Raw genomic sequence first — 14,795 nt, 5'->3', positions numbered from 1 at the left:
AGGTGTGCCGGTAGTTAACACGGAAGCACCCAATTAATCCCGATATCAATTGCGCTGCAAGCTTGCAGCGCAGCTGTTTACCCTAATATCTATTCAGTCGTTTCCGAATAGATCTCGCGTATAGACTTTACCAGCCACATCCTGAAGCTCTGGTGCCATACGATTCGAGACAATTACATCGGCTTTAGTGGCCTTATTTAAGCAGCTTTAGCACGGTATGAAAACCGATAAACCCTGCTATTCCGGTTTGCCAGTATTTTCATACGTAATTATTCGACCGTGACCGATTTTGCGAGGTTACGAGGCTGGTCGACATCGGTCCCTTTTACCAGCGCGACATAGTACGATAACAACTGCAGCGGGACGGTATACACAATAGGCGCAATAACATCGTCACAATGACCAACGCTTAAGACATTCATCGTCTCATCGGTCTTGAACTGTGCGTTTTTATCGGCGAAGACATACATCACACCACCACGAGCCCGGACTTCTTCGACGTTCGACTTAAGCTTTTCAAGAAGCTCATTGTCCGGCGCAACAACAATCACCGGCATTTCATCGTCGATAAGCGCCAAAGGACCGTGCTTTAGCTCACCAGAGGCGTAAGCTTCTGCATGAATGTATGAAATTTCCTTCAGTTTTAGTGCACCTTCCATGGCGATAGGATATTGGTTGCCGCGCCCTAAGAAAATGCTGTGCTCTTTATGGGTAAACTCATACGCCAACTGCTCAATATCGTCCGCAAGTGACACCGCTTCTTCAAGTTTGGCGGGCAGTGTTTGCAACGAGTGGACCAGGCTCTTTTGCTGCTCTAAAGGCATTCCTCGGTGTTTACCAATGGCAACGGTCAGCATCAACAATCCGGTTAACTGCGTGGTAAAGGCTTTTGTGGATGCCACGCCAATTTCAGTGCCGGCTCGTGTCATAAACGCCAAGTCCGATTCGCGAACCAGAGACGATGTTTCAACATTACATATGGTCAAGCTGCCTTTGTAGCCAAGCTCTTTTGACAGTCGCAGAGCAGCAAGCGTATCCGCTGTTTCACCACTTTGTGAAATCGTGACAAGCAGTGTGTTGGGTTTCACATGCGACTGTCGGTACCGAAACTCTGACGCAATCTCAACGCTACACGACACATTCGCTAACGACTCAAGCCAATAGCTTGCTACCATCCCCGCATGGTAGCTCGTGCCGCAGGCAATAATTTTAACGTGCTCAATCTCTTTTAATAACGCATTCGCACCTTGACCAAAAGCATCATCCAGCACCGTCGAGTCCGACACTCGTCCTTCCAGCGTGTTTCGAACGGCAATCGGCTGCTCGTAAATTTCTTTGAGCATAAAGTGGCGGTAGTCGCCTTTACCGCCCGCGTCGTACTGACTGTCTGACTCAACAACGTTGCGCTCTACGGCGTGACCGTCTTCATCAAAAATATCGATAGACGTTCGCGTAATATCGGCAACATCCCCTTCTTCTAGGTAGATAAACTTCCGGGTCACGGGCAACAGCGCCAGTTGGTCAGAGGCAACAAAGTTCTCACCTATTCCCGCGCCTATGACTAACGGACTGCCAGAGCGTGCTACCACTAACCGCTCTGGGTCATTTTTATCGATAACCACCGTGCCATAAGCGCCCTCAAGTTGGCGTGTCGCTGCTTTCACAGCCTCAACTAAACTTGGTTTGGTTTTGCGCTCATGATGAATTAAGTGAGCAATCACTTCGGTGTCGGTTTGGCTGTTAAACACATAGCCCAGCGTCTTTAGCTGTTCTCGTAATGGCTCATGATTTTCAATAATACCGTTGTGAACAACAGCAATTTCATTATCTGATAGGTGTGGATGGGCGTTAGCCTCAGTAACACCACCATGTGTTGCCCAGCGCGTATGAGCAATGCCAGTAGTGCCATCTAATGGAGTAGCTTCAAAGGCACTGACCAGCTCCTGTACTTTTCCTGTACGGCGGGTGCTTTGGAGTTTTTGGTTTTTATCAATAACTGCAAGGCCCGCTGAATCATAGCCACGATATTCCAGCCGTTTTAAGCCTTCCAGTAAAATGTCACTAACGCGACGTTCTGAAGTCGCTCCTACAATACCGCACATAATTTAAACTCCTTTTTCGCGCAGTGAATTGAAATCTAGCTTATTAATCTCGCTAGCCTTACTACTCTCATCTTGCGATAAAGTATGGGTTAAGATATTTTTCCTTTCGATTGTATAGCAACGGTTCGCCTTCAACAGTAGTGATTGAGCCGCCGGCCGCACTTAACACGGCGTGAGCGGCGCCGGTGTCCCACTCGCAGGTTGGTCCTAAACGCGGATAGATATCGGCTTTGCCTTCAGCGACCAGGCAAATCTTAAGTGAACTGCCCATAGGCACCATTTCATAAGGCCTATCAAGCTTCTCAAGCCAATCGGTGGTCTCTTGTGAGGCGTGTGAGCGTGAACCGACGATACGTAACGTATCGGGCGCTTCATTTTCAACACGAATCGCGTCACCGTTTAACCAGGCACCGTTGTCGCGCTCACCGGTGTACATGGCATCTAGTACCGGTGCGTAAACCACGCCTAAAATCGGTTCGCCGTTTTCAATCAAGGCGATATTCACAGTGAACTCACCGTTTCGCTTGATGAACTCTTTGGTGCCATCCAGCGGGTCGACTAGCCAGTAGCGGTGCCAGTGTTTGCGTTGCTCCCAGCTAATGTCGGCTGACTCTTCTGAAAGGATAGGGTATTGCGTATCTAAGACTTTTAAGCCGTCACAGATGACATTGTGAGCGGCCAAGTCGGCTTTCGTCAGCGGGCTGTCATCGCCTTTTAGCTGAACGTCAAAGTCATCACTTTCATAAATGGCCATAATAGCTTCACCCGCATTACGGGCTATTTTCATTATATCTTCAAGCATGGATAATCCCTTGTCCTTTCAAATACTGCACCACTTGCTCTGCTGCTTGCTCTATGGTCATTTCATCAGTTTTTAAATGCACTTCCGGCTTCTCTGGTGCCTCATAGGGTGACGAAATACCCGTAAAGTGAGGAATGTCTCCAGCACGGGCTTTTTTATAGAGGCCTTTAGGGTCTCTCTGCTCGCAGATTTCCAGCGGAGTATCAACAAACACCTCAATAAAATGTTCACCCGCTAATTCACGCGCTTGTGCCCTATCTGCAATAAAGGGGGAAATAAACGCCGTGCCGACTATTAAGCCTGCATCCAAAAACAAGCGACTGACTTCGGTAATGCGTCGAATGTTCTCAACTCGGTCAGTGTCATTAAAGCCCAAATCTTTATTCAGGCCATGGCGAACGTTATCGCCATCTAACAGGTAGGTGTGGCAACCCAACTCAAACAATTTACGGTCAACCGCATTAGCAATGGTTGACTTACCGGAGCCACTTAGGCCGGTATACCAAAGCAATGCGGGTTGGTGTTGTTTCTGCGCCACCCGATCATTGTGCGAAACGGCGGCATCATGCCAGACAATATTTTCTGTCATCGGTTTGTCATCTTGTCAGTTATGGAAAAATTGTACCCTAGGGTTCTTAAAACGGAAACACTAAAGGAATAAGCCACAGACTCATGGCAATGTAAGTAGCCGAAACAGGCAGGCCTGCAAGCAGGAAGTGCTTAAGCCGGTAATGGGTCGCGTTAAAGACCATTAGGTTAGTCTGGTAGCCATATGGGGTAATAAAGCTGGCGGAGGCAGCAAAAGCAACGCCCATCACCATAGGAAAAGGGTCGACACCCATACCCAATGCCAGAGAGTACGCGACAGGGAACATCAGAGCAGCAGCGGCATTGTTAGTGACCAGCTCTGTCAGTAGGTACGTCAGCAAAAAGACGCCGGCAAAGGTTAAATACACGCCGTTGCCCGCCAGTGACGTTGCTGCAAAGTCACCGATGGCATCCGCAACCCCCGTGCTCTGCATCGCAGTAGCCAGGCACAGCGCGCTGGTTACTATCAGCCATATTTCAACCGGAAAGCGGCGCTTAATTTCATTCAGTCGCAAGCAGCCCGTTGCAACCAATGCCGCCAACAAAAACAACACGCCTAAAAACAAAGAAGAGCCCGTAGCGACGGTTACACCTATCATGGCAACAAAACCCCACAGAGTCAGTTTTTCACGCCAGCCACTAAGCATGTTTTCCGGTCGTACACCGCTTAGCACGAAGAAGTTTTTGGTTAAGTTTGTGCGGGCGGCGAAGTCGGGGCCCGTCGCCAGCAACAAAATGTCACCGGCCCGCAAGCACACATAACCCAGTCGACCATTAATGCGTTCGCCTTCTCGGCGTATCGCCACCACCGCGGCATCAAAGCGAGCCCGGAAGCCACTTTCTTTTAATGTTTGTCCGCACAATACCGACTCGGACTTTATCACCACCTCTGTCAACTCATGCGTTTCCAGCCCTTTTTGCTCAGCAAAAAGTGACAGGCCCGGGAACTGATTCAGTACCTTCACCTTGCCAACGTCACCCGAGAAAATGAGTTTATCACCGGCCTGCAACACGTCGTAACGTGTCACCGGACGCTTTATTTCTCCGTCGCGGTGCAGCTCGGCTAAAAACAAGTCTTCTAAATGACGTAAGCCAGCCGCTTCAACGGTTTGGCCTACTAAAGGAGAGTTATCCTCAAGTTCGGCTTCCACAAAGTACTCTCGCCCACCTTCGTCGGCTTCGGTGAAGCTCGGTAAAAAACGGCTCACCACAAACAGCACCAATAGCCCAGCACCGAGAACACCGGCACCCACCAGCGTGAAATCGAAAAATGCAAAGCCGCTGTGGCCGGTTTCAGTAAATAGGCTGTTAACAATAAGGTTGGTAGAGGTACCAATAAGCGTCAGTGTGCCGCCCATAATAGCGGCGTACGACAGAGGAATAAGCAGTTTGGAGGCAGGAATGTAGCGATTGCGTCGCACAGCGTTAAGAAGCGCCGCAACCACCGCGGTATTATTCAGTATCGAAGAGGCTAAAGCACTTAACCCCATGACGCGCCAAGTGGTCAAGGCATTTGAGCGACTAAACAGGTAACGCGACAGGGTTCTCAGTAAACTGGTTTTCTCTAGCGCAAAAGAAATAAGCACCAGCATAACCAGTGTTGCCAGACCCGGGTTGGCTGCGTTCGACAGTAGTGCGTCTTGCGACACCCAGCCACTGGCCACTGTAACAAGCATAGCGCCGGAGAAAATCATGGCAGAGCGCTCCTGGTAGCGTATAAGCAACACCACCATGAGCAACATCAGCCCTGCCAGTAATATCCCCGGCGTCATAGCGACAGGCTACTTCAGCAAGTCTTTCGTTTCCCAATGCGGGAAGTGTTTGCGAATGAGGGCATTCAGCTCCAGTTCGAACTCACTGTACTCGTGTGTCACTGCATCGCTGTCACCCGAGTCCGACAACGCCTGCTCTATCATGCCCGCGCCAACGGTCATATTGGTCATGCGATCAATGACAATAAAAGCGCCGGTTTTCGGGTTGCTTTGATAGTCGTCGAACATGACTTTTTCAGTCACACGCACATCGACCTGGCCAATTTCGTTCAGCGCCAGCTCACCGGCTTTGTGCTCGTCAAAGGTGTTTACGTCAATGCGATGCTGAATATTCTCAACTTCACCGGTCGTTAGCTTACTGTTGAACTTCAAGTAGTACTCGCGATGCGTTTGCATAGCGTCTTCGTTCATCCACACCAACTTGGCACGGAAACGCGACGACACATTCGGCAACTCGTCTTTTTTGACAATCATGTCGCCACGACTAATGTCGATTTCATCGTTCAGCGTCAGCGTTACCGCCGCAGGTGCCTTAATTGACTTGTGCTCACCTTCAAAGGTAACTATCGACTTAATGGTCGAAATTTTACCCGATGGTAATACCCGTACCGTGTCGCCTACCGCAATTTCACCAGAGGCAATAGTACCGGCAAAACCGCGGAAGTCCGAGTTTGGACGGTTCACATACTGAACCGGGAAGCGAAACTCAGAGTTGTTCGCGCCGCGCTGTACTTCCATGGTTTCCAGGTACCGCATTAAGGTCGAGCCACGGAACCAGCTGAGCTTTTCACTGGTATTTACCACGTTATCGCCTTTAAGTGCCGAAATAGGCACAAAGCGAATATCAGGAATGTCCAGCGAGCCAGCCATGTCCAGGTAGTCAGCTTGTATTTGCTTATAAACGTCTTGTGAATAATCGACTAAGTCCATTTTATTCACCGCAACCACCACGTGCTTAATACCCAACAGCGAGCAAATGAAGCTATGGCGGCGCGTTTGTGTTTGCACACCTTTGCTGGCATCAATAAGAATAACCGCTACGTCACAGGTTGATGCGCCTGTAGCCATGTTACGGGTGTACTGCTCGTGGCCCGGGGTATCCGCAATAATGAACTTACGTTTGTCGGTCGAGAAGTAACGGTAGGCTACGTCTATGGTAATACCCTGCTCACGCTCAGACTGTAAGCCGTCAACCAATAACGCTAAGTCAACCTCGTCACCGGTGGTACCCATTTTTTTACTGTCAGCAGTAATAGCCGCCAGCTGGTCTTCAAAAATCATTTTACTGTCGTGCAACAAGCGACCAATTAAGGTACTTTTGCCGTCATCGACACTGCCGCAAGTAATAAAGCGCAGCAGCTCTTTATTCTCGTGCTGTTTTAAATAAGCAAGTATATCTTGTTCAATTAATGGGCTGGCGTGTGACATTAAAAGTAGCCCTCCATTTTTTTCTTTTCCATAGACCCGGCACTGTCGTGGTCAATCACTCGGCCCTGACGCTCAGATGTGGTTGTCAGCAGCATTTCCTGGATAATTTCCGGCAGAGTCGCTGCTTCCGACTCAATAGCACCGGTTAGTGGGTAACAACCCAGTGTACGGAAGCGCACCATTTTCATTTCCGGTGTTTCACCATCTTCTAACGGCATGCGGTCGTCATCGACCATAATTAAGGTGCCATCACGCTTAACGACAGGCCGTTCTTTAGCAAAATACAGTTCAGGAATATCGATATTTTCTAAAAAGATGTACTGCCAAATGTCCAGTTCCGTCCAGTTCGACAAAGGGAAAACACGAATGCTTTCGCCTTTATTCACTTTGCCATTGAAAATGTTCCAAAGCTCCGGGCGTTGGTTTTTCGGGTCCCAGCGGTGGTTTTTGTCACGGAAGGAGTACACACGCTCTTTCGCGCGAGACTTCTCTTCGTCACGACGGGCGCCGCCGAAAGCAGCGTCAAACTGGTATTTATTTAACGCCTGTTTTAACGCCTGAGTTTTCATAACATCGGTATGCAACGCGCTGCCGTGGCTGAAAGGTCCAATACCTTGTTCAACACCTTCTGCATTAATGTGCTCAAGCAGTTCGAAGTCATACTTCTCGGCCATACGGTCACGAAACTCTATCATTTCGCGGAACTTCCAGGTGGTGTTCACGTGCATTAGCGGAAACGGAATTTTACCCGGCGCAAATGCTTTACGTGCCAAATGCAGTAGCACGGAAGAGTCTTTACCCACCGAGTACAACATAACCGGGTTATCGAACTCTGCCGCTACTTCGCGGAAAATATGAATCGATTCATACTCTAACGCTTTTAAGTGCGTTAACTTCTCTTCGCTGATCATTGGTTTCCCATCTTGTCTAAGCGTAAATTTCTAACCAAATTATTTCTGCGCCTGTAGTAATACTTCGTGTATTACCTCGCAAGTTTTCTGCATTTCACGTTCCGTCAACGTTGGATGCAGCAAAAACATAAAACTGGTTTCACCAAGCTCTTTAGCAACCGGAAGCCTATAATTTGGGCGAAAGTCTGTACCATCAAATGCTTTTTCTAAATACACCTCTGAGCAAGAGCCCTGCATGCAAGGCACACCTCGCTCAACTATCCCATCAACGATGCGATCTCGTGTCCACCCCTCTGCTAAGTGTTCAGGCTCCACAAAACAATAATGTTTATAACAAGCGTGCTCCATGTAATCCGGAACTCTCGGTGTTCTAACACAAGTGAATTCGCTGCATGCCTCGGCAATGGCTGCAGCATTCCTTTGACGCTTTTCTGTCCATTCAGGCATACGAGTCAGCTGTATACGACCAATAGCAGCCTGAACTTCTGTCATTCGCCAATTCGTGCCAAAGCTTTCATGTAACCAACGGAAACCCGGTGGATGTTCTCGCTCATAAACCGCTTCATAGCTTTTACCATGGTCTTTATATGACCACATTTTGCGCCACAAAGCTTCGTCATTTGTCGTAACCATACCGCCTTCGCCGCCAGTGGTCATAATTTTGTCCTGACAGAATGACCAGGCACCTATATGTCCAATACTTCCAACAGACTTCCCTTTATACTTTGCTCCATGAGCCTGTGCGCAATCCTCAATGACATAAAAGTCGTGTTGCTGTGCCAATTCCATTATTGGCTCCATATCCGCAGGTCGGCCAGCCAAGTGCACCACAATAACTGCTTTGGTTTTTTCCGTAATAGCGTTTTTTATAGTCGAGGCTTCAATGTTTTGACTTTCACGGTCTACGTCTACAAATACCGGTTGCGCTCCGGCTGTTACTACCGACGATACCGACGCCAAAAAGGTACGAGGCGTCACTATAACTTCGTCACCAGCACCAATATCTAATGCAACTAACGCTAAATCTAACGCCTGAGTACCATTGCCTAGCGCAACGGCATATTTAGAGTCAACAAAGTTGGCAAATTCCTTCTCGAAGTTTCGCCCCTCCTGACCTGTCCAATAATTAACTTTGTTAGATAGTATGACTTGTGATGCGGCATCAGCCTCTTCCTGAGAAAAAGAAGGCCAAGGGGAAAATGGGGTATTTAACATACTGCTCTCTGCTTATTTAAAAACGGTTTGCCAGATATAACTGATATCTTTTCTAAGAGACCAGTTTCGCATGTAATCAAGGTTTATCCTTACTTTATCTGGGAATATTACTTCTCTGTTATACTCTTCAGGGTCACTTTGGCCGGCTAATAGCTCTTCTTCGTCTCTGTACTTCAATGTCGCAGGGCCTGTAATACCAGGGCGAAGCTTCAAGACGTCTCGCTCTTCACCAGTCAATTTATCTGCAAAACCCGGAACATCAGGCCGAGGGCCAACAAAGCTCATTTGTCCGATCAATACGTTCCATAGCTGTGGCAGTTCATCAATTTTGGTGCGACGAAAAAAAGCGCCTAGTCTAGTAATTCTCGGATCGCCTCGCTTAGTCACGGTTGTTCCTGGCTGCTTTGTCGGCCGCATTGTTTTAATTTTGATAACTTTGAATAGCTTCCCGCCCTTTCCCACTCGAGTTTGAATAAAAAAGCCATTTGACCGGGTGTCTATAGATGCGGCTAACCAGGCTAATATAATTAGCCACCATGTGGCTAATAAACCGAACAACGCAAGAAAAAAGTCGAATAAACGCTTAATCATAATACCAATCCGCTCTATAAGTACTTGTGAGCTTTTAAAGTTTCACTCACAAGAGCTTCTAAGCTTCTTACTTCGCTATCATCCAACTCAGCTCTTCCTTTTCCTATACTTTTAGAGGATACCCTCGCAACTGAAGAAGCAATCAAATCTTCATCCAGCTCTTTATAACCCAAAAAGACTAAAATTCTTCTAAGCTCTTCAGCCGGTTTCTGAACAAAGTCTTCGTACGTTACTTTTATGTACTTATCTTCAGGCATGGACATTAAAGCCTGATTCGCTTTGTCAACGCATTGCTGCCATTGAATAGCACATACTTCATTGAGAGTATGCTCTCTTAAAATAGACTGCATATCATTGAGAGCGGGTCCCCAAAACGCTAAACGTTTTTCTCGTGAAAAAGTACGATAAATACGACTCCAGAAATAGCGCCCTGCGTAATAAGGTAAGTCGGCTTTGGGCACAAAACGAACTTTTTCCAGAATGTAAGGAATATCTAATTTGGCAGTCCAGCGCAGTTTGGCAGACCCTGTCGCATCAATTCCGTCTCGAACTATAAAGACGTATTTCGCGTTAGGTATAACTTCATTAACAAAAGGCACACGCAAAGAGTTCGCACAGGTTTTCTCTACAACGTAGTCGGAATTGTATTCTTGAGATACCCAGTCAAAGCTTTTCTTCACCTTTGCTTTTACTTTTTCGTTGATTTGCCCTTTGGGAATTTCATCTGAAGGATAAGATGCATTTCCATGGCGCCATAAATAATTTATTTCGTCACAAGGCCATGTCGCTATATCTGGCAAAGAACAAAGAACATCTCTCAACATGTTAGTCCCTGAGCGTGGCGCACCTATAATAACTACTTCTTGCATCCTTGTTTTTAGTCCTTATCTATCAGTTCAGCCCAACCCGCTAAAATTTTACTTTTAGAGAGTTCTTTTTCGGAGTATTCACGAACACTATCCCGACTAATCTCTGAGTCAGAAGCCAGGCTTAAAAGCTTTTTAAAGCCCTCTTGTAGGGACTCTTCCCGTCGTGAGTCAGAAACGACACCAATTCCATTTCTTTGAATATTTCTTGCTAATTCGCTATTTGCTTCTACGTGTGCCCACACAGGTAACCCTTGAGCTAAGTATGTGCTCACCTTGCTCGGATATGCATAACGGTATATATCACCTACTAAGCTCACGAAACCAAAATCAGATGCTTGCATCATTCTTTTTGCCACCTCGATGGGCTGAGGCTCCAAAAAAGTTACAGATTCATCAAGCTCTTTCTCTGATGCTATAGAAATAAGCTTTTCTTTCTCCGTACCCTCTCCCATGAAAATTAGCTCAATGTGTTTTTTTACATCAGTCTCGCATTCAGCTAAGCCAAGAATAAGCTTATCAAGCCCTTGAAACCGCCCCATATTTCCTGCAAATAAAACGGAAACAGACTCTTTTTTTGGCTTATAAGGTAACGAGCTTTCATTAGCAGCAACTCCAATCTCAAAATTTGGAATTACTTCAACGCCATCAACACCTCTCTTTTCTATCGAGGCTTTCATATCATTAGAAAGCACGACAACTGGAGTCGCAACACGACAAGAAAAGCTATCCATAGCCGACAGTAGTTTAAAAACGATAGGCTTTTTAAACTCACCCGAGATAGCGCCAATTTCAGGATGAACATCCATCACGTGATAAATAAATCTAGTGCCCCTGAGTTTGCAACAAACTGCAGCAACCCAAGCTCCAATAACTGGCGGAACTGTAGATATCATAACGACATCATATTTTTTAGAAAATAAAACCTTTTTTGAAAGGGCTGCACAAAGCTTGATTGCATTAAGCAATCTCGTTAAAGGCTTCTTCCGCTCTGCTTTAAGGTTAAGCCGAGTTACTGTGTACCCGCTAATGTCCCCTTTCAGGTTATCGTTCAGAAGTGTTCCGTAGCTCGGCTTCGAGGATAGCACTTCGACCTGATGCCCCTGCCCTATCCATTTTTCAACAATACTTTTGAGTATCGTTGCATAAGGGGCAGTATCCGGATAAAAGTAGCGGTGTACCGCTAAAATCCTTTTACCAGTCATAACGACTAAACGAGTCCATGTTTTTCCAATGCGAAGTTAATTTTGCTGTGCCAGTGATTAAACGAACAACCCGCTCTGACGTATTCCTTATTTTATATTCTTCAGGAACTTCCCGCTCTACACCAGAGAAAACCTCACGAGAGCTTGTAGCTATTCGAACTCCATCGATTAGCATTTGTTTGTCCAAACCTGTTAATGCGATAGCACCTGTATCAAGAGCTTCAGGACGCTCAATGGAGCGGCGTAACGTTACCGCAGGGAAGTTTAAAATTGAAGACTCTTCGCTAATAGTGCCACTGTCAGAAATAGCGCAGAATGCGTCCATTTGAAGCTTGTTGTAATCAAAAAAACCAAAGGGCTTTAAGAACTGGATACCTTCTAAGTCCTCAGTCAACCCGAGCTTTTCTAGCCTATTTCGCGTTCTAGGGTGTGTAGAGACAACAACGGGGTAACCATAGGTTTCATATAGAGTGCTTAAGCACTCAACGACTCTCTTGAGGTTCTCTTTACTATCCACATTCTCTTCTCTGTGAACGCTGACAATAAAGTATTTATTCTTTTCAAGCTCTAAATTTTCTAAAATATTGGACTTTTGAATTGACGGTAATACATGCTCTAAGACTTCACGCATTGGTGAGCCTGTCAAATAGATAAAACGATGAGATAGCCCTTCACTCAGAAGGTGTCGTCTCGCATGTTCTGTATAAACCAGGTTGAAATCAGCTAAATGATCCACCAACTTACGATTAATCTCTTCTGGTACATTAGCGTCAAAACTTCGGTTACCAGCTTCCATATGGTAAGTAGGTACCTTCATTCGTTTCGCCATCATTGTGGCTACAGCACTGTTTGTATCACCAAGAACCAAGACTGCATCTGGTTTCTCTTCAAGAATGACCTGCTCGGTTTTTATCAAAATTTCGCCAAGGCTTTTACCTAAAGAGGAGGTGTCCACATTTAGAAAGTGATCGGGGTGACGCACACCGAGCTCTTCAAAGAAAACGTCATTCAATTCATAGTCGTAATTTTGACCCGTGTGAACAATTTTATGGTCAACGACTTGGTCTAGTGCAGCCATAACGCGAGACAGACGTATTATTTCCGGGCGTGTACCCAGAATTGTCATTACTTTTAATTTTTTCATGAAAGCTTTACCTGTGCGTAGTAAGTGTCAGGGTTATCGCGGTCAAATATCTCGTTCGCCCAGAGCATAACAACCATTTCGTCATCGCCGACATTGGTAATGTCATGGCTCCAGCCCGGGGCGGTTTCAACAATTTCGGGTTTATCACCACTTGTAAAAAGTTCATGGTACTCATTGGTGACCATATGGCGAAAACCAAAATGAGCCTTTCCCTTTATAACCAGGAATTTTTCATTTTTTGTATGGTGGTAATGCCCACCTCTTGTAACCCCTGGGTGAGCAGTAAAGAATGAAAACTGTCCCGAGTCCTTAGTTTTTAACATTTCAACAAAAACACCGCGCTCGTCGCCATGTTTAGGTACTTCGTATGAGAAGCGCTCTTTAGGTAAATAGCTGACGTAAGTTGAATACAGTTTCCGGATAAAACCATCGCCAACCTTTTCTGTAACAAGAGTGTCGCGACTGTTTTTGAATAAACGCAGCTGCTCGGCAATGCCACCTACTGTTTGCTCATAAACAGGAAGCACTTCACTTAGCTTCTCGTTTTGTTCATTTTTATTCTTACCGGAAACTAGGGCGCGTGCCACTCCTATGAACTCCTTTACTACATCATCAATATAAACAAGTTTAACTTTGGCGTCGGCATCGTTGACTTGTATAGGAAGGTCGCGAGCAACATTGTGACAAAAGGTTGCCACCATTGAGTTGTAATTTGGTTTGCACCACTTACCAAATACATTAGCTAGCCTGTAAACCTTAGTAGGTGTGCCATTAGCCTCTCCGTAACTTTTGACTAATTCTTCTGCTTGTCGCTTACTTTTACCATAAGCATTATCACGTTCAGCCTGAATAGACGAACTACAAATAACCGGTAAGGGTTTGGGCTGCTCACTTAATGCATTTAGTAACTCTTTTGTAAGGTCAGTATTTCCCTCAAAGAATTCACTTTCATTTTCAGGTCTATTCACACCTGCCAAATGAATAACGCAGTCAACACCTTTTAGCAACTCGTTCAGTTCAGATACTTTATGGTCTTTCGTAAACTTAACATACTCAATATCTTCCATTTCATCGATATGAGCAGTTAGGTTTTTACCGACAAAGCCGTTGGCGCCAGTAATCAATAACTTCATAGCTAACCTTCTGGATTAATATATTCGCCGTTTGCGAATGCACGCATGAAAGGAAGTTTATTCAACAGCTGTTTCATTCCCTCAACATCTAATCGTTCAGTATTATGGGAGTTATAGTCTTCAACCTGCTCTACTCTATTATCGCCTTGGTCAACATATTTAGAGTAGTTGAGGTCGCGAAGATCTGGCGGTACACGGTAATAGTCACCCATATCCTCTGCGCAAACCATCTCTTCTCTTGATAAAAGTGCCTCGAAAAGCTTTTCACCATGACGCGTACCCAAAACTTCAATTTTATGCTCATGTTTACGAACAAAGGACAAAATCGCTTTCGCTAAAGTTTCAATAGTCGCAGCAGGTGCTTTCTGGACGAAGATATCTCCGTTGGTACCGTGTTCAAATGCGTATAAAACAAGATCGACGGCATCATCTAGAGTCATCATGAAACGGGTCATATTCGGGTCTGTAATCGTAATCGGCTTCCCATTCCTAATTTGGTCAACAAAAAGAGGAATTACTGAGCCACGTGAGGCCATAACGTTTCCATAACGAGTCCCGCAAATAACGGTCTTATTCTCATCTACGTTACGCGATTTAGCTACCATGACTTTTTCCATCATGGCTTTTGATATGCCCATTGCGTTAATAGGGTAGACAGCCTTATCGGTACCTAAACAGACAACTCGCTTTACTTCGTTTTGAATGGCAGCTTCAAGAACATTTTCAGTACCTACAACATTGGTCTTTACTGCTTCCATTGGGTGAAACTCGCAAGACGGAACTTGCTTTAAAGCTGCCGCATGATAGATAAAATCAACGCCACGACTTGCGTTTAAAACGCTTTGATAGTCTCGAACATCACCAATGTAAAACTTCAACTTGGGATGGTTATATGCCTTACGCATATCATCTTGCTTTTTTTCGTCTCGGCTAAAAATACGTATTTCAGCGATTTCCGTATCAAGAAAACGACGAAGAACTGCGTTACCGAAGGAGCCGGTGCCGCCCGTTATTAAAAGAACTTTACTGGAAAACACT

The 14,795-nt window shown here is 45.8% G+C and carries 13 protein-coding genes; all 13 read right to left on the bottom strand.

The window, feature by feature from the left end:
* Positions 1 to 269: 269 nt before the first annotated feature.
* A complete protein-coding gene (gene glmS, locus ACP7H9_RS09690) occupies positions 270 to 2,102 on the bottom strand; it encodes a glutamine--fructose-6-phosphate transaminase (isomerizing) (RefSeq protein ID WP_439222658.1) in 1,833 nt (610 codons plus the stop codon).
* A 67-nt stretch (positions 2,103 to 2,169) separates the two neighbouring features.
* Positions 2,170 to 2,904, bottom strand: a complete 735-nt coding sequence (cysQ, locus tag ACP7H9_RS09685) for a 3'(2'),5'-bisphosphate nucleotidase CysQ (RefSeq protein ID WP_439222657.1) — start codon at positions 2,902 to 2,904, stop codon at positions 2,170 to 2,172.
* Positions 2,897 to 3,493 (bottom strand): adenylyl-sulfate kinase, encoded by a 597-nt coding sequence (gene cysC / locus ACP7H9_RS09680; protein WP_439222656.1) that lies wholly within the window; start codon positions 3,491 to 3,493, stop codon positions 2,897 to 2,899. The genes cysQ and cysC overlap by 8 nt, the downstream gene beginning before the upstream one ends.
* 46 nt (positions 3,494 to 3,539) lie before the next feature.
* Positions 3,540 to 5,264, bottom strand: coding sequence for an SLC13 family permease (locus ACP7H9_RS09675; RefSeq protein ID WP_439222655.1), 1,725 nt, complete (start codon positions 5,262 to 5,264; stop codon positions 3,540 to 3,542).
* 9 nt (positions 5,265 to 5,273) lie between these two features.
* Positions 5,274 to 6,692: a sulfate adenylyltransferase subunit CysN gene (cysN, locus tag ACP7H9_RS09670; protein WP_439222654.1), complete on the bottom strand. Its 1,419-nt coding sequence runs from the start codon at positions 6,690 to 6,692 to the stop codon at positions 5,274 to 5,276.
* Positions 6,692 to 7,603 carry a sulfate adenylyltransferase subunit CysD gene (cysD, locus tag ACP7H9_RS09665; RefSeq protein WP_439222653.1) on the bottom strand — a complete coding sequence of 304 codons (912 nt, stop codon included), beginning with the start codon at positions 7,601 to 7,603 and terminating at the stop codon, positions 6,692 to 6,694. Before cysD ends, cysN begins: the two co-directional genes overlap by 1 nt.
* Positions 7,604 to 7,642: 39 nt before the next feature.
* Positions 7,643 to 8,818 carry a DegT/DnrJ/EryC1/StrS family aminotransferase gene (locus tag ACP7H9_RS09660; protein ID WP_439222652.1) on the bottom strand — a complete coding sequence of 392 codons (1,176 nt, stop codon included), beginning with the start codon at positions 8,816 to 8,818 and terminating at the stop codon, positions 7,643 to 7,645.
* A 12-nt stretch (positions 8,819 to 8,830) separates the two neighbouring features.
* On the bottom strand, positions 8,831 to 9,409 hold the full coding sequence (locus ACP7H9_RS09655) for a sugar transferase (RefSeq protein ID WP_439222651.1): 579 nt from the start codon (positions 9,407 to 9,409) through the stop codon (positions 8,831 to 8,833).
* A gap of 14 nt (positions 9,410 to 9,423) precedes the next feature.
* Entirely contained in the window at positions 9,424 to 10,278 is an 855-nt protein-coding gene (locus tag ACP7H9_RS09650; RefSeq protein WP_439222650.1) for a sulfotransferase family protein, read from the bottom strand.
* An 8-nt stretch (positions 10,279 to 10,286) separates the two neighbouring features.
* The gene (locus tag ACP7H9_RS09645; RefSeq protein ID WP_439222649.1) at positions 10,287 to 11,480 is read right to left on the bottom strand and encodes a glycosyltransferase family 4 protein; all 1,194 of its coding nucleotides are present in this window, start codon (positions 11,478 to 11,480) and stop codon (positions 10,287 to 10,289) included.
* Positions 11,470 to 12,624 carry a non-hydrolyzing UDP-N-acetylglucosamine 2-epimerase gene (wecB, locus tag ACP7H9_RS09640; protein WP_439222648.1) on the bottom strand — a complete coding sequence of 385 codons (1,155 nt, stop codon included), beginning with the start codon at positions 12,622 to 12,624 and terminating at the stop codon, positions 11,470 to 11,472. Before wecB ends, ACP7H9_RS09645 begins: the two co-directional genes overlap by 11 nt.
* Positions 12,621 to 13,757, bottom strand: a complete 1,137-nt coding sequence (wbjC, locus tag ACP7H9_RS09635) for a UDP-2-acetamido-2,6-beta-L-arabino-hexul-4-ose reductase (RefSeq protein ID WP_439222647.1) — start codon at positions 13,755 to 13,757, stop codon at positions 12,621 to 12,623. Before wbjC ends, wecB begins: the two co-directional genes overlap by 4 nt.
* A gap of 2 nt (positions 13,758 to 13,759) precedes the next feature.
* Entirely contained in the window at positions 13,760 to 14,794 is a 1,035-nt protein-coding gene (locus ACP7H9_RS09630; protein WP_439222646.1) for a polysaccharide biosynthesis protein, read from the bottom strand.
* Position 14,795: the final 1 nt, after the last annotated feature.

This window comes from Idiomarina sp. ST20R2A10, from assembly GCF_051842345.1.
Lineage (GTDB): Bacteria > Pseudomonadota > Gammaproteobacteria > Enterobacterales > Alteromonadaceae > Idiomarina > Idiomarina loihiensis.
This window is presented reverse-complemented; position numbering and strand designations above follow the sequence as displayed.